Raw genomic sequence first — 17,610 nt, 5'->3', positions numbered from 1 at the left:
CCTGTCAATAGCATTTTGGAGGTTATATGGAAATTATTGCGACCGGGCCCGCCGACGAGGCCCTGCTGCTAGACCTGCTCAACACCACTCCGGTCATCGATGGCGTGCCACACGACGAGCTCGAAGATCCGGCCAGCACGCAGGCGTGGCTGAATGCGCACGGCATCGCCCTCGCCGGGGCGCAGCTTGAGGAACTTCGTGACGTCCGGGCCGCGCTGCAGGCGGTGGTGCGTGGCGAGCTGGCCCCGCAGACCTTGCAGCCATTCCTCAACGGCGTTGAGCTGACCCCCGTCCTGTCTGACGATGGCATCGCCTGGACCCTGTCCGCGAGCAAGACCTCCCAAGCCGTCGCGCGCGTGATACTCGCCTGGGACGCGTTACGGATCTCCAGTCCCAGCCGGCTGCGCCCCTGCGCCAACTCCGAATGCCAGCTGTTCCTGATCGATCGCAGCAAGCCCAACACTGCCCGGTGGTGCTCGATGGCCATCTGCGGCAACCGCATGAAAGCACGCCGGCACTACCAGCGGAGCAGGACCACGACCGGCGAGTGAACTCCGAAGGAAAGTCGCGAGCCCCATACGTGCAACGCCAGCTCGCCGACTACCATGAGCTGTCCCTATGGGTTCCAGTACCTACATCGCTAGGTTCGCCGCCCCCGTAGCTCAGGGGATAGAGCACGGCTCTCCTAAAGCCGGTGTCGCAGGTTCGAATCCTGCCGGGGGCACTCATGTGTGTGTATGACCTCGGTTGATGCTTGACATTTCGGTGTCGGGTGATGCTTGACGGTGTTTCGGCTGAGGCTTGACAGTTGCTTCGGTTGATCCTTGACACTCCCTTGATGAGGGTTGGATACGGCGTGTTCGTCGTCGTTGGTGACGATTCATTTGGCGTGTGCGAGTTTGCGGCGTCGGGAGTCGGATCAGGCGTTGGCTGCTGGGGTGAATTTGATGTTGACTCCGCAGAACAGCATTGCGACGTCGCGGTGGGGGATGTTGGCGCCGGATGGGCAGTGCAAGACGTTTGATGCGGCTGCTGATGGTTATGTGCGGTCTGAGGGTGCTGGGGTGGTGGTGCTCAAGCGGCTTTCGGATGCGCAGCGTGATGGTGACCGGGTTTTGGCGGTGGTGCGGGGTTCGGCGGTGAATCAGGATGGGCCGTCGTCGGGTCAGACGGTGCCGTCGGGTCCGGCGCAGCAGCGGGTGGTGCGGGCGGCGTTGGCGTCGGCGCGGTTGTCCCCGGCGGATATTGATTATGTCGAGGCGCATGGGACTGGGACGGCGTTGGGTGATCCGATTGAGTTGGATGCCTTGTCGGCGGTGTTTGGTGAGCGTGGGTCGTCGGCGCCGTTGGTGTTGGGGTCGGTGAAGACTAATCTGGGGCACCTTGAGTCGGCTTCGGGTGTGGCGGGGTTTATCAAGACGGTGTTGTCGGTGCAGCGGGGTTTTATTCCGCGGCATTTGAATTTTTCGGAGTTGACGCCGAATGCGGGTGTGGGGGCGTCGAAGTTTGTGGTTGCGGCGCAGGCGATGGAGTGGCCGGTGGTGTCGCGTCCGCGTCGGGCGGGGGTGTCTTCGTTTGGGGTGTCGGGCACTAATGCGCATGTGATTGTGGAGCAGGCTCCCGATGTTGAGGTGGTGGCGGCGGCTGCTGCGGTGCCGGTGAGTACGTTGGTGGTTTCGGGGAAGTCGCCGGCGCGTATCGCGGCCACCGCCGGGGTGCTCGCACAATGGCTGCAGAACGACGGCGCTGGTGTGGCCCTCGCCGATGTCGCAGAGACCCTGCGGGAGAACCGAAGCCGCTTCAAGTACACCGCGGGCGTATCCGCTCGCGACCACGCCGCCGCGGTGGCCGGACTGACCGCACTCGCTGCCGGCGAGTCCGCCCCCGGCGTTACCGAGCCCCGGCCGCGGCCGGCGACATCTCGGCCGGTGTTTGTGTTTTCGGGTCAGGGTTCACATTGGGTGGGGATGGGTCGTCGGTTGTTGGCCGATGAGCCGGTGTTTGCTGCGGCTGTTGCTGAGTTGGAGCCGGTTTTTGTTGCGCAGGTGGGTTTTTCGCTGCGTGAGGTGATTGCTGACGGTGTGGAGATTTCCGGTGATGCGCAGGTGCAGCCGGTGATCATGGGGTTGCAGTTGGCGTTGGCTGCGTTGTGGCGTTCCTATGGGGTTGTTCCGGATGCGGTGATTGGGCATTCGATGGGGGAGGTGTCTGCGGCGGTGGTGGCCGGGGCGCTGACGCCCGAGCAGGGTTTGAAGGTGATCGGGGTGCGGTCGGCCTTGATGTCGCGGCAGGCTGGTCAGGGTGCGGTGGCGTTGTTGGAGTTGGATGCCGTTGCTGCCGGTGAGTTGTTGGCGGGTTATCCCGGTGTTGAGGTGGCGGGGTATTTGTCGCCGCGGCAGACGGTGGTGGCTGGTACGCCGGCGGATGTGGATGCGGTGATTGCTGCGGTGGCTGCCCAGGAGCGGTTTGCGCGGCGGGTGAATATGGAAGTGGCTTCCCATACTGCGTTCATGGATCCGATCCTTGACGAGCTGCGCGCCGAACTAGCCGACATCACCCCACAAATGCCACAAATCCCGTTCATTTCGACGGCGGTGGATCCCACCGGGCCCACGCCACGATTGGACGCGGATTACTGGGTGGCCAATGTCCGCAAGCCCGCGTTGGTGAGCCAGGCCGTGACCGTGGCGGCGGCGGACCACGACACGTTCATCGAGGTCAGCCCCCACCCGCTGTTGACCCACTCGATCATCGAGACGGTCGAAGCTGCCGCCGCCGAACCGGTGACTGTGGCCTCGACCCTGCGCAGGGGTGACGACGAGACCCTGAGCTTCCATGTTCAGCTCACCGAACTCGGCGGGCAGCACAGCGGCACCGGGACCGCTAAGGCCGGCGGATTCGCCGAACTGCCCAGCACCCCCTGGCAACACAGCCGGCATTGGCTCCACGTGCCCGGACGGGCCGGCCAGGCACCGGACGTGCATCCGCTGCTCGGCGTCCACGTCGAGATGCTCACCGGCGGCGACCATATGTGGCAGAACGACCTTCGTGCGGACGCCATGCCGTGGCTGGCCGATCAGCCGGTGCACGGCCAGGCCGTCGCGTCCGCGGCGGCACTGATCGAGATGGCGGTGGCGGCAGGCAGCCAGGCCCTCGGCAGACCCGCCGAGTCGATCGCGGTGACCGGCTTGCAGATCGAAGAGCCGCTGGTGTTCGACAGTGGGATGCAGGTCACCACCCAGCTCAGCGGGGCCGACGGCCAGACCCGGGTCGAGATCCATGCCCGCCCGACCGGCGAAGCCTGGACCCGTTATGCGGTCGCCGACATCGCAGCGGCGCCGACGGAGCAGTCGGCCTCGGAGTATGACGAGGGGGCCGAGCACAGTGTGCTCACCCTGCCCGAGAATGTGGCCACCCATCCCGCGTACCGCCTACACCCGGCCTTGCTCGATGCCGCGCTGCGGCAGCTTGCGGCGGGTATCGAAGCCGATGACGCCGAGCACGGCGGTTACGTGCCGGCGGCGGTGGCCGCGGTGCGGGTGTTCGCCCCGGTCGGGCTCCAGGTGCGTTGCCACACCGAGGTCAGCAGTCACGAAGACAAGGTGGCCGTTGGCCGGGTCGTCCTGACCGACGACTCGGGCGCCGCCGTCGCCGAACTCACCGGCGTCGAGCTGCGTCCGCTCGACCCCCGCGCCCTGCGGGTGCCGCTGGACCAGAAGCTCTTCGCCACCGAGTGGGCGCTGTCGCCTACGCCGGATGCCGCCGGAGCGGCCCCCGGCAGCTGGCTGGTGCTTTCCGAGCCGTCTGGCGGTGATCTTGCCGCGCAGTTCGGGGCACGCCTGGCCGGGCCGAATCGCAAGGTCGTGACCGGCCCGTTCGCCGACGAACCGGCCCTGGCCGAGGCGGTGGCCCGTGCCGCCGCCGACCCCGCGCACCCGCCGGCCGGCATCGTCGTCTTCCTGGACCGGCATGAATTCGACGGAACGGACCCCGATGGTGCACTGGCTCGCGCCCGCGAGCTCATCTGGACCGCTTCGTCGACGGCCCGGGCCGCAGTCGACGGTTGGTCCGGCGTATCCGGGACGACCAAGCCGCGGCTGTGGCTGGTCAGTCGGGGTGGGCTGGCCTTCGGCAGCGACGAGCCGCATGAGCCCGGCGACCCGGCTGTCGGTGCGCTCAAGGGCGTGGTCCGCACCTGGCGGTTCCCCGGCGAACTCGCCCGGGTGCTCGCCGACGAGCCCGACCTGGGCGCCACCCTGGTCGACCTGGACGCCTCGGCGGACACCGTGGCCCTGGCCGATGCCCTGCTGGCCGAACTGGGCGCGCCGCTGCGCGACGACGTGATCGCCTGGCGCGGTAGACAGCGCTACACCGAACGCCTCACCCGGGCGACCCTCGACGGTGCCGCAGGCACGGTCCCGGCTCCGCAAGCCGAGGTCCGCGCCGACGGCTCCTACCTGCTCACTGGAGGTCTAGGCGGACTGGGCATCGTGGTGGCCCGGTGGCTGGTGGCCCGCGGCGCGGGGCGCATCGTGCTCAACGGCCGCAGCGAGCCCGCCGAGCAGCAGCGCGCCGTCCTCGACGAGTTGGCTGCCGCCGCCGAAGTGGTCTTTGTCGCCGGCGATATCAGCTCGCCGGGGGTGGCCGACCGTCTGGTGGCCGCCGCGCAGGAGACCGGAAAGCCGCTGCGCGGTGTCGTGCACGCCGCCGGTGTGCTGGGCGACGGCCTGGTGACGGCCGTGACTCGCGAGAGCCTGGAGAGCGTCTGGTCGGCCAAGGCCGTCGGCGCCGCGCGGCTGCATGCCGCCACCGCAGCCGCCCAGCTCGACTGGTGGGTGGGTTTCTCCTCGATGGCCGCGCTGCTGGGCCTGCCCGGCCAGCTCGGATATGCCACCTCCAACGCCTGGCTGGACGCACTGATGGCGTGGCGGCATGCGTCGGGCCTGCCCGCTACCGCCATCAACTGGGGTCAGTGGTCGGACGTGGGTCTGGGCCGGTCGATGACGCTGAGCGTCCTCGACCCGATCAGCCCGGACGAAGGCATCGAGGCGCTGGACGCCGTGCTTGGTGCGGACTCCGGCCTGATCGGCGCTCGGATCGGGGTGGGACGACTGCGCATCGACCGTGCGGTCGCCACCTCGCCGGAGTTCCGGGATCTGACCTTCTTCGAAGACCTCGTCGGTGAGGCCTCTGAGGCCGGAGTGACGGTCGGTGCTGCTGCGACCGGTGAGCAAGCCGGTGCTGCAGCGTCGGCGGGCGGCGTGCCGGACTGGGCGACCATCCCCGCCGATCAGCGGCGCGAGGAGCTGGTGGTCCGGCTGCAAGCTATCCTGGCCCGCGAACTTCGGACATCGGCGTCAGCGGTCGACGTGGATCAGCCCTTCCCAGAGATGGGCCTCGATTCCATGATCGCGATGACAGTTCTGAAAGAGACACAACAGTTGGTGGGGGTGGATTTGTCGGCATCAATGCTGTGGAATCACCCCAGCATCTCAGCGTTGACGACGCACCTGGTGGGACTGCTGGCGTCGCGTTACGCCGAGCCGGACAGCACCGCGGGGCAAGACGACGATGATTTGGGGTTCGGCTCATCCGGCGGCGTGCTGGATGAGTTGTTCGATCAGGTCGAGTCGGCTTCGACCGGTAGCGAGAGCGGTATTTATTGATGACGGGAACCTCCACGACGTCGATCTTCAACAGGATGTCGGCCATGGGCGCCGACAAACGGGGGGCGCTGACCGAGCAGTTCGACAAGGCGTCGCGGATCGCCGCCGCCGAACCGATCGCGGTCGTCGGAATCGGCTGCCGCTTCCCGGGTGGCGCCTCCGGCCCGGACGCCTACTGGGAACTGTTGGAGACAGGGCGCGACGCCATCACCGAGATCCCCTCGGATCGTTGGGACGCCGACGAGTACTACGACCCGGACCCGCTCGCCCCAGGCCGGATGTCATCGAAGTGGGGCGGTTTCATCTCCGATGTCGCAGGATTCGACGCCGACTTCTTCGGGATCTCGCCGCGCGAAGCCGAGGCCATGGACCCGCAACAGCGGCTGATGCTCGAGGTCGCCTGGGAGGCTCTCGAACACGCCGGACTGTCGCCGGAAACCCTGACAGGCATTCGGTCCGCGGTAATGATGGGTGTGTATTACACCGAATACCAAGGGATTTCGGCGGCCAACCCCGACGCGATCGACGGCTACTCGGCCACCGGTAACGCCCACGCCGTCGCTGTCGGCCGGATCGCCTACCTGCTGGGTCTGCGCGGTCCCGCGGTCGCGATGGACTCGGCCTGCTCGTCATCGCTGGTCACCATCCACATGGCCTGCCAGAGCCTGCGCATGCGCGAAAGCGACCTGGCTCTGGCCGGCGGCGTCAGCCTCATCCTGCGGCCGGAAACCCAGATCGCCATGGCCAAGTGGGGCATGCTGTCACCGCGCGGCCGATGCCACACCTTCGACGCCGGCGCAGACGGATTCGTGCGCGGCGAGGGCGCCGGGATCGTCGTACTCAAGCGCCTCACCGACGCCATCCGCGACGGCGACCGAGTGCTGGCGGTGGTGCGCGGTTCGGCGATCAATCAGGACGGCAAGTCCAACGGGCTTACCGCGCCGAACACCATTGCCCAGATCGACGCGATCAGCCGGGCCTTGCGCAGCGCCGACGTCGCCGCGAACTCGGTGAACCTGATCGAAACTCACGGCACCGGAACAGCTTTGGGCGACCCGATCGAGTTCGAGGCGCTCGCCGACGTGTACGGGCGCGGCGCTGACAAGTGTGCGCTGGGTGCGGTCAAGACCAACATCGGCCACCTTGAGGCGGCCGCCGGGATCGCCGGCTTCATCAAGGCTGCGTTGTCTGTGCAACGCGGACAGATCCCGCCGAATCTGCACTTCTCCAAGTGGAACGCGGCGATCGACCCGTCCCCGACGCGGCTGTTCGTCCCCACCGAGATGACGCCGTGGCCGGCGGCCGAGGGACCGCGGCGTGCCGCGGTGTCATCGTTCGGGCTGGGCGGAACCAACGCGCACGTGGTGCTCGAACAGGGCCCCGACCCGGTCCCCGCGCCGGCTTCGGCCGACCCGGTGGCCACCCTGGTGATTTCGGGTAAAACCGAGCAGCGAGTGGCGGATTGGGCTGCCACCCTGGCCGACTGGCTCGCCGGGCCGGGCGCCGCTGTACCGCTGACCGACATTGCCCACACCCTCAATCACCGCCGCAGCCGCTATGCCAAGTTCGCCACCGTCTGCGCCCGCGACACCGAGCAGGCGTTGGCCGGGCTGCGGGCGGTCGCCGGCGGTTACCCGGCCCCCGGCGTGGTGGGTATACACACCGCAGTGCGTGGCAAAGGAACCGTCTTCCTGTACTCGGGTCAGGGATCCCAGTGGGCCGGCATGGGCCGTCAACTGCTGGTCGATGAGCCGGCGTTCGCCGCCGCGGTCGACGAGCTGGAGCCCGATTTCGTTGCGCAGGTCGGATTTTCGCTGCGTCAGGTCCTCGAATCCGGCGAGCCGGTGGTCGGCATCGACCGAATCCAGCCGGTGTTGGTGGGCATGCAGCTGGCATTGACGGCGCTGTGGCGATCCCACGGCGTTGAGCCGGACGCGGTGATCGGGCATTCGATGGGGGAGGTGGCCGCGGCCGTGGTGGCCGGCGCACTGAGCCCCGCGGACGGCCTGAAGGTGATCGCCACCCGGTCGAAGCTGATGGCCCGATTGAGTGGCCAGGGTGCGATGGCACTGCTGGAGCTAGATGCCGACGCCGCTGAGAAGCTGGTCGCCGAGCACCCCGACATCACTGTGGCGGTCTACGCAGCGCCGCAGCAGACCGTGATTGCTGGCCCGCCCGACCAGGTCGATGCGGTGGTCGCGATCGTCGACGCCCAGGGCAAGCTGGCCCGGCGTGTCGAGGTGGACGTGGCGTCGCATCACCCCACCGTCGACCCGATCCTGGGCGACCTGCGGACCGCGCTGGCCGACCTGAAGCCGTCACCGCCGAAGATCCCGCTGATCAGCACCGTCGGTCAAACCGGCAGCGACACATCGGCGTTCGACGCCGACTACTGGGTGCACAACCTGCGCAACCCGGTGCGGTTCGCCCAAGCCGTGACCGCGGCCGCCGCTGGACACGCGACCTTCATCGAGGTCAGCCCGCATCCGCTGCTCAGCCACGCGATCAACGGCAACCTGGAAACGGCGCGGCCCGCCGGCGACAGCGTTGTGACCGGTACGTTGCTGCGCGACCAGCCGGAAGCGCTGAGCTTCCACACCAATCTGGCGACCGTCGCGCCGCCGGCGTCCGACTCGTCGCAACCCGACGGCGGGATCGGCCGCGCCGATCTGCCGCCACGGCCGTGGCAGCACGTCCGGTACTGGGCGGCACCGACCGCCGCCAGCCGCGCCTCGGTCGATGCGCATCCGCTGTTGGGCATTCATGTCGAGCTGCCGTCGGGGCATGGCCACGTCTGGCAGGCCGACGTGGGCACCGACCTCGTCGCGTGGATGGCGCACCACAAGGTGCACGGTCAGGTTGTGATGCCCGCCACCGGATTCGCCGAGATGGCGCTGGCCGCCGCCGGTGAGGCTTTGGGGCTGCCGCCCTCGGCTGTTGCTGTGGACCGGGTCGAGGTCGAGCAGATGCTGCGCGTCGACGAGCGGACCGAGGTCACCACCCGGCTGCTGCACGACGCCGACGGATCCGACGAACTGCGCATCGAGATCCATTCCCGCCCGGCCGGCGGCAGCTGGTCTCGGCACGCCGTGGCCCGGGCCGCGGCGGCCCAGGCCGCGGAACCGCAACGCCCGGCCCCCACTGGAGGCGGTACCGCGCTCTCACCGGCGGACCTGTACACGGCGCTGCGCCGCACCGGTCTGCAGCACGGGCCGGCGTTCGCCGCACTGACCCGGATCGTGCGCAAACCCGGCGGCGCCTCGGAAGCCGAGATCGTGCTGCCGGATGAGGCGACCGCGCACCGCGGTTATCGCATCCACCCGGTGATGCTCGACGCCGCCCTGCAGTGCCTGGCTGCGGCGCTGCCCGACGAGTCGTTGATGGGCTCGGCCGGGATGGAAGAGGCGACCTATCTTCCGGTGGCGGTCGAGAACATCCGGATCTTCGGCGACGTCGGCCGCCGGGCCCGCGGGCACGCCGAGCTGGTCAGCCACGACGACGGCGGGATCCTGGGCCGGGTCACCCTGACCGACGAGACCGGGACGGTCACCGCCGAGCTGTCCGGGATCTATCTGCAGCGGGTGCAGCGCCGCACCGTGCCGCTGCCGTTGACCCAGAAGATCTTCGACACCGAATGGGTCGACGCCTCGGCTCCCGCCCAACCGTCGGCGGCCGCCGACGGCAGCTGGCTGGTGCTGACCGACGGCTCCGAAACCGAAGCGCTGGCAGCCGATTTCGCCGCTCGTTTCGGCTCGGACAGCCGCCGGGTGATCACCGCGGATCTGACCAGTGAACCCGCGGTGCGGGAGGCGTTCGCACAGACCGCCGACGACCCGGACCGGCCTCCGGTCGGGGTGATTGTGTTGGCCGCCCGCAGTGCCTTTGACGGGACCGAGACCGGTGACGCGCCGGCACGGGGTCGCGACCTGGCCTGGTCGGTTGCCGCCACGGTGCGCACCATTGTCGGCGGCTGGCACGGCACCGCGCCGCGGTTGTGGCTGGTCGGTCGCAATGGTCTGACCGTCAAGGACGGCGAGCACGGCGACCCGTCGATCAGCGCCCTCAAGGGGCTGGTGCGGGTGCTGGCCTACGAGCACCCGGACCTGCACACCGGAGTGGTCGACCTGGACGCTTCGGCCGACCCGGCGGCAGCCCTGATCACCGAGCTGGGGCTGGCGAGCACCGACGACGTGGTCGCTTGGCGCGGGGAGAATCGCTACGCCGAACGGCTCAAGCGCGCGACCTTGACACCGAACGGAGTCCCGACCGTCCGGCGCGACGGCGCCTACGTCTTGACCGGTGGCCTGGGCGGTATCGGGCTGGTCGTCGCCCGGTGGCTGATCGAGCACGGTGCCGCGCGGATCGTGCTCAACAGCCGCTCGCAGCCCTCCGAGGATCAGCGTGCCGTCTTGGCCGAACTCGAGGCGCGGGCCCAGATCGCGGTCGTCTCGGGCGATCTCGCCACACCGGGTGTGGCCGAGAGCCTGGTCGCCGCCGCCGAACAGACTGGGCTGACGCTGCGCGGTGTCATCCACGGTGCCGCGGTCATCGATGACCAGATCGTGGTCGGTATCGACAAAGAGACGCTCGGCCGGGTGTGGGCGCCCAAGGCGGCGGCGGCGCTGCGCCTGCATGTCGCGACCGTCGGCAAAGAGCTGGATTGGTGGGTCGGGTTCTCCTCGACCTCCTCGCTGCTGGGGGCACCCGGTCAGGCGTCCTACGCCGCGGCCAGCGCCTGGCTGGACGGTCTGGTGGCGTGGCGGCGGGCAGCCGGGCTGCCGGCGATCACCATCAACTGGGGCCAGTGGTCCGGGGTCGGTGTCGCCCAAGAGCTCAAGTTCAGTGCGCTGGACCCGATCAACCCCGATGAAGGCATGGAGGCCCTGGACGCGATTCTCGGCGGCGACCTCTCCCGGATCGGCGTTGCGCGGTTGCGCCTGGACCGGGTGGCCGCGGCCTTCCCGGAACTGCAGCAACTCGGGTACTTCGCGACACTGGCCGAAGAACTCGACCTCGACGACGAGGACGACGACTGGCCCGGTCCAGAGGGATTGAAGCAGCTCAGCGCTGCCGAGGCCACCACAGCCGTTGTTGCACGGTTGGGTTCGCGGATCATGGCCATCATGGGCTACCCCAAGGGCAGTGTCATCGATCCTGCTCGGCCGTTGACCGAGCTCGGCATGGATTCGCTGATGGCGGTGCGCATCCGCAACACTGTTCGTGGCGACTTCGGCGCGGAGCCCCCGGTGGCACTGCTGTTGCAGGGTGCTTCCCTGACCGACCTGGCCGCCGACCTGGCCCGCCAACTCGGCCTCGCCGAGCCGGAGGGGGCCGACGGCGCTGCCGACGTCGGGGGTGTTCGAGGCCGGGCCCAGCAGCGTGCCGCGGCACGTCAGCGGGCCGCGGCACGGCGAAAAGTAGGAGATCGTTCGTGACCAACAACGAAGTGCCGCCCAACGCGATCGCGGTCGTCGGCATGGCGGGGCGCTTTCCGGGTGCCCGCACGCTGACCGGATTCTGGAACAACCTGCGCAACGGCACTGAATCCATCGTCACGCTGTCCGAGGACGAGCTGCGCGCCAGCGGCGTCAGCGACAAGGCGCTGGCGAACCACAACTATGTGCGGCGGGCTGCGTTGCTGGAGGGTATCGACGAGTTCGATGCGGGCTTCTTCGGCTTCACCCCGCTGGCTGCCCGCACCATGGACCCGCAGCACCGGCTGTTCCTGCAGACCGCCTGGCACGCTTTGGAGGACGCCGGCTACCGGCCCGGCGAGATCGAGGGATCGGTCGGCGTCTACGGGACCAGCACCACCAGTGGCTACCTGCTGCACAACCTGATGTCGCACTACGACCCGAACCTGATCATCGGGCAGGGCGTCAGCTTCGAGATGGTCAACCTGTCGTTGCAGAACGACAAGGACTATCTGGCCACCCGGGTGGCCCACCAGCTCAACCTGCACGGCCCGGCGCTGTCGGTACAGACGGCCTGCTCGTCGGCGTTGGTCGCACTGCACCTGGCCTGCCAGAGCATCCTCAACGGGGAATGCGACATGGCGCTGGCCGGTGGGGCGTCGCTGCGGGTCCCGCACCACGTCGGGTACTGGCACGAGCCGGGCTCGATGGTCTCCGCGAGCGGGCACTGTCGGCCGTTCGACGTGCGGGCCGACGGCACCATCTTCTCCAGCGGTGTCGGTGTGGTGGTGCTCAAGTCGCTGGATGCGGCCGTCGATGACGGCGACCAGATCCACGCGGTGATCCGGGGTTCGGCGCTGAACAACGACGGCGGCACCAAGATGACCTACGCCGCGCCCACCGCTGCCGGCCAGGCAGACGTGATCGCCGAGGCGCACGCGGTCGCCGAGGTCGACGCGTCAACCATCAGCTACATCGAGTCGCACGGCACCGCCACGCCGCTAGGTGACCCGATCGAAATCGAGGGCCTGCGACAGGCCTTCGCGGTCTCCGAGGAACAGCGGTCCGGCCCCTGTTATGTGGGCTCGGTCAAGTCCAACATCGGGCACCTGGAGTCGGCAGCCGGTATCGCCAGCCTGATCAAGACCATCCTGTGCCTCAAGCACCGGGCGATTCCCGGCACCCTGCACTACACCAGCCCGAACCCCGAACTGCACCTCGAGGACGGGCCCTTCCGGATCCGCGGCGAGTACGGGCCGTGGGAAGCCGACGGCATCCGGCGCGCCGGGGTCAGCTCGTTCGGCGTCGGCGGCACCAACGCCCACGTCATCGTCGAGGAGTGGCCGCAAGAGGAGACCGCCGGCGCCGCACCCAAGCCCGGCCCCGAGGTGCTGTTGCTGTCGGCGCGTACCGCCGAGGCACTGGCGCAGGGACGCATCGATCTGGCCGCTGAGCTGTCCGGCGGCGACGACGCGCCCAACCTGCCCGATGTGGCCTACACGCTGGCCAACCGGCACCCGGACAACCTGCGGCTGGCTGCGGTGGTCGCCGATCGCACCGACGCAGCGTCGGTACTGGGCGCCGAGGAGAGCGAGAACGTCTTCATCGGCGAGGGCGTGGACCTCAAAGAGGTGGGATACGACGCCGCCGACCGGGTGGTGTTCCTGTTCCCGGGACAGGGCGCCCAGCACATCGGGATGGCCCGCGGGCTCTACGACAACGAGCCGGTGTTCGCGGAGTACTTCGATCGCTGCGTCGCGGGCTTCGAGGCGGAGCTGGGCTACGACCTGCGCACGTTGATCTTCGAGGGCACCTCGCGTGACCTCGAGCGCACCGACCGCACCCAGCCGGCCCTGTTCACCGTGGAATACGCGCTGGCGAAGCTGGTCGAGAGTTACGGTGTGCGGCCGGCGGCTCTGGTCGGCCACAGCATCGGCGAATATGCCGCAGCCACCGTCGCCGGTGTCTTCGACCTCGACACCGCGATCAAGGTGGTGGCGATGCGGGCCCGGTTGATGCACGCAGCACCGCGCGGTGTCATGGTGGCCGTCCCGATCAGTGCCGACGCGGTCGGTGCTTACCTGACCGGTGATGTGGACCTGGCCGCGGTCAACGACCCGGACGGCTGCGTCGTCGCCGGAACCGAAGCCGACATCCGCGCGTTCTCCGACGCGCTCAAGCAGGCCGGGATCAACGCGCGCCGGGTGCGGACCTCGCATGCGTTCCACTCCCGCCTGATGGACTCGATGATCTCGGAGTTCACCGCGTTCCTGTCTCGGCAGACGCTGAACGAACCGCAGATCCCATTGTTGTCGAACCTGACCGGCACCTGGCTGGCGCCCAGCGAGGCGACCAACCCGGCGACGTGGGCGCGCAGCGTGCGGGCCACCGTACGGTTCGCCGACGAGATCGACACCGTGCTGGGTGACCCGCACCGAGTCCTGGTCGAGGTCGGCCCGGGCGCCACGCTGACCGCGTCGGCGGCCCGCAACCCCAAGTTCGCAAATGGACATCGGGCCGTCCGGCTGATGCGCCACCACGCCCAGAACCGCGACGACCGCGACACCTTCCTGCTGGCGCTTGGCCAACTGTGGGCTGCCGGTGTCGAGGTGGACTGGTCGCCGTTGCGCGGCGACTACCAGCCCAAGCGGGTCACTATTCCCGGCTACCCCTTTGAGCGCCAACGGCATTGGCTTGAGCACAATACCGGCGCCACCTGGGTGTCCGGCCCCGGCGCCGCGGGCGGTTCCGCGGGCGGGCAAAGCGGCGGCGACGGTGCCGGCGGCGGCGAATCGATGGAAGCGACGCTGCAACGGATCTGGGCGGTCTGCCTAGGGGTCGGCTCAGTCGAGCGCACCGCCAACTTCTTCGATGTCGGCGGCGACTCGCTGGTGGCGATCAGCGTCGCCATGGCCGCCTCGCACGAGGGACTGGACCTCACCCCGCAGGACCTCTACGACAACCCGACGGTCGCGGCGCTGGCCAAAGCACTGACCGCCCGCTACGCCGCCGGCGGGCTGGGCCGCCAGTCGCTCGGCGAGGTGGAGCACCCGCCGGTTCCCCCGAACATCACCTACTTCCTGGAAAACGGCGTCCGCGAACACGGTCGCTGGCGTATCCCGTTGATCCTGCGGCTGCGGCCCGACGTCTCGGTCGACGACGTCAAAACCGTGTTGACCGCGGTGGTCAACCACCACGACGCACTACGGTTGCGCATCACCGAGCGAGCCGGTACCTGGGAGCAGCGGATCGTCGAGCCCGGCGAGTTCGGGGAGATCAGCACCCACTCGCTGCCTGAAGGCATGACAGCTGAACGCGACGCGGTGCGTACGCTGCTGGGCGAGCACATCCGCGACCAGAATCTGTCCAGCCCCCCGCTGACCGCGCTCTACATCCGCGGCGCCTCGGGTGACTTGTGTTACCTCGCGCTGAGCCTGCACGCAACCGTCGGCGACGAGGCCTCCCGCGACATCCTGGTCACGGACATCTTCACCGCGTTCGGCCAGAAGCTCGGCGGCAACGATATCGAGCTGCAGCCCGTCGGGGTCGGATGGACCGAGTGGTCGCAGCGGTGCGCCGGGCTTGCAACCCACCCGGCAGTGCTGGAACGCCGCGAATTCTGGTTGAAGACAACGAAGTCGGCGACCCTGCGGCTGGCCGCAGATGTCGCCGAGCCCCCGGCTGCGGCCGACCTGTCCAAGCTCACCACGACGCTGCCCGCCGCCGACACCAGCGAGATCGACGATGCGCGTCGGCGGCTGCGGCTGCCGATCAACGAGATCCTGCTGGCCGGGCTGAGCCGGGCGGTGGCATCGGCGGTCGGTGAGGGCACTCTCGCCGTCGACATGGGGGGAGCGGGCCGTTCGGTGCTCAAGCCCGAGGTCGACCTGCGTCGTACGGTGGGCTGGTTCACCACGCTCTATCCGGTCGCGCTGGACTGTTCCGCCGACGGCCAGGCAAGTGCTCGGCAGCTGCTGGACTCGATCCACGAAACGTTGGACGGTGTACCGCATTACGGGATCGGCTACGGCCTACTCCGTTACCTGTACGCACCGACCGCGCGGCTGTTCGGCTCGGTTGCCCCTGCCGACGTGCACTTCTCCTACGTCGGGGCGATTCCCGAGCCGCCGTCGCTCGGTGATGCTCCCGTGCAGTTCGACCCCGATACCGCGATGCCGGTCCGCGAGGCGATCCCGGGGCTGGGCCACGCGCTGGAGCTGCGGGCCTATCGCACCGGCGGCGTGCTGTACCTGGATTGGTGGCATGACAGTCGGCGGATCGAGGAGTCTGTGGTGCGCGCGATCGCCGACGGATTCTCCGCGGCGGTGATGGACCTGGTCCGCGCGGCCCTCGCCGAAGAGGACATGGCCTCGGAAGGCGAAGACGAAATGACCTTGGTCGAGCTGTCTTAGGCCTTTGATTTAGGAGAGAACCGAAAGTGTTTGCCACATCGGTCATTAGGAAGCTCGCGATCAGTGAGGAGATGCTGGCCGAAACCCACAATTTCGTGGGCCTGGCCGCGCACGTCACCGGTCCGGTCGACATCGATCTGCTCTCGGAGGCCTACGAGGCGCTGCTGGAGGCGCATCCGATCCTCACCGGGCGCCTGGAGCGACTGCCCGACGGGCGCCACCAGTTCGTCACCGACGACCTGATGCCCGACGGCATCGAAGTCATTGAGCTCGACGGGCCCGACGCGCAGCCGCCCGCGCCGCGCTTCGACCAGACCGAGTCGCTGGTGGCGATGCGGGTGATCATCCGTGACGGGCAGGCCCAGCCGACTCTGTACGTGCACCACGCCGTCGCCGACGGTCACCACATGTACGCGCTGATCGAGGAGATGCTGTCCTTCTACACCGACCTGGTCACGACCGGCCGGATCGGTGCGATCAACGTTGAACCCGCCCCGCTGTCCATTGAAGCGGTGCTGGCCGATCGGGGGATCGCGAAGCAACAGCGCTCCGGGATCGAGCGGTTCATGCCGGCGCTGTTCGCCTACGACCTGCCGCCCACCCGTCGGGCCGTCGGGCAGGAGACGCCGTCATCGCCGATGCTTGTGCCGATGGCGTCGTGCCGGTTGACCGAAAGCCAGACCGACAACGTGGTCGCGTTCGGCCGGGCCCACGACCTGAGCCTGCACGCGGTGCTCTCGGCTGCGGTGCTGATCGCTGAATGGCAGCTGCGCGGCAAGCTGAGTATCCCGGTGCCCTACGTCTACACCGTTGACTTGAGATACTTTCTGTCACCGCCGGTTTCGGCTACCGGATGCACCAACCCGATCGGGCTGGCCACCTACCTCGCCGAGGTCGACGCCAAGACCGATCTGGTGGAGATGGCTCGCGATATTGCCGCGAACTTCCAGAAGGACCTCGACGAAGGCGTCATCCAACAGTCCCGGTTGCACTTCAGTCCGCAGTACGTCGGAAACCCGCCGGGACTGCCCGACGTCGTCGTCTTGAGTAACAACGGTCTGGTTCCGCCGGTGCGGACGCCACCGGGCGTCGAGGTGACCACGACACATGGCGAGCTGTACTTCGCCGTGAGCGCGGGTATCGATATCTACTTCACCCAGATCTTCTCCGGGCAGCTCAACATCGAATACCACTCCCACGGACCGGCGCCGGAGCGCTCGGTGGAGGCGATTCGCGCGCTGCTGTGCGATATCGCCGATCGGCACGCCGCCGGCGTCAGCTGACCGGGCCGAAGGCGTAGCGGTGGTACTGCAGCATTCCGCGCAGCGGCCGCACCGCCCGGGCCAGTCGGCTGGACCGCCGGAATCCGGCCGGGACCCGACTGAAGGTCTCGGCGTCGAAGAAATTCGCGGCAGCCAGCAACCGAATGCCGGTGACCTTGCCCAGAATGTCGGCGGGATCGTTGACCGCCCAGTGCAGCGTGGCGCCGGATTGTCGTTGCAGCCGATGGGTTTTCTGGGTCTTGATACCGAACCAGTTGTAGAAGTCGATCTGCAGTTCGCCAGTCGGGAATCGGTCCACGATGCTCTGCAGCAGTGCCACACCATCGGTTTCGGACAGGTACATGCTGATGCCCTCGGCCAGCAGCAGGACCGGGCGATCGGTGGGAATGTCGTCGAGCCAGGACGGGTCGGTCGCCAGCGTCGCCACCAGGTGGTAACCCGGGCGGTCGGGGTACACCTGCTTGCGCAACGCGATCACCGGTGGCTGATCGACGTCGTACCAGGCCACCTCGGGACCGGGATCGATCCGGAAGACTCGGGCGTCCATACCGCAGCCGAGGTGAATGACGGTCGCATTCGGGTGGGCGGCCAGGAACTGACGCGCCCAGATGTCGTACTGCGCGGTGCGCACCGTCACCAGGGGCGCCCAGCGGCCGGGAGCCTTGAGGGCGTCCCAGTCGAAGTCCATACGCGCGACCGCCTCTTTGGCGTACCGATCGCCCAGCACCGGCCGGTCGAAATCGGCGTCGAGTGCCTTGAGGTAGAGCGTCGTCAGCATGGTTGCCGCGGCGCCGTGCAGGTCGACGGGGATCTTGTCTGCCACGTCGGCGAGCCT

Annotated in this window: 6 protein-coding genes and 1 tRNA gene; 6 read left to right on the top strand and 1 reads right to left on the bottom strand. The window is 68.4% G+C overall.

All coding sequences use genetic code 11. The annotated features are described in order from the left end of the window. Positions 1-26: 26 nt before the first annotated feature. From NM962_19785 to NM962_19760, 6 genes are all read left to right on the top strand, one after another. A complete protein-coding gene (locus NM962_19785) occupies positions 27-551 on the top strand; it encodes a CGNR zinc finger domain-containing protein (protein UVO12111.1) in 525 nt (174 codons plus the stop codon). Positions 552-651: 100 nt separating this feature from the next. Beyond that, a tRNA-Arg gene (locus NM962_19780) sits at positions 652-724 on the top strand. A 148-nt stretch (positions 725-872) separates the two neighbouring features. After that, complete coding sequence (locus NM962_19775; protein ID UVO12110.1) at positions 873-5,666, top strand: SDR family NAD(P)-dependent oxidoreductase; 4,794 nt, start codon at positions 873-875, stop codon at positions 5,664-5,666. Beyond that, on the top strand, positions 5,666-11,101 hold the full coding sequence (locus tag NM962_19770) for a type I polyketide synthase (GenBank protein ID UVO12109.1): 5,436 nt from the start codon (positions 5,666-5,668) through the stop codon (positions 11,099-11,101). Before NM962_19775 ends, NM962_19770 begins: the two co-directional genes overlap by 1 nt. Positions 11,102-11,142: 41 nt before the next feature. After that, positions 11,143-15,492: an acyltransferase domain-containing protein gene (locus NM962_19765; GenBank protein UVO14845.1), complete on the top strand. Its 4,350-nt coding sequence runs from the start codon at positions 11,143-11,145 to the stop codon at positions 15,490-15,492. 26 nt (positions 15,493-15,518) lie between these two features. Continuing rightward, positions 15,519-16,775, top strand: coding sequence for an acyltransferase (locus NM962_19760; GenBank protein UVO12108.1), 1,257 nt, complete (start codon positions 15,519-15,521; stop codon positions 16,773-16,775). Here the strand turns inward: NM962_19760 and NM962_19755 are convergent. Then, on the bottom strand, positions 16,768-17,598 hold the full coding sequence (locus NM962_19755; GenBank protein ID UVO12107.1) for a class I SAM-dependent methyltransferase: 831 nt from the start codon (positions 17,596-17,598) through the stop codon (positions 16,768-16,770). The genes NM962_19760 and NM962_19755 overlap by 8 nt on opposite strands. Positions 17,599-17,610 lie beyond the last annotated feature (12 nt).

Source organism: Mycobacterium sp. SVM_VP21 (genome assembly GCA_024758765.1).
Lineage (GTDB): Bacteria > Actinomycetota > Actinomycetes > Mycobacteriales > Mycobacteriaceae > Mycobacterium > Mycobacterium heraklionense_C.
The sequence above is the reverse complement of the archived record's forward strand: the minus strand, read 5'-3'. Positions and strand labels throughout refer to the sequence as shown.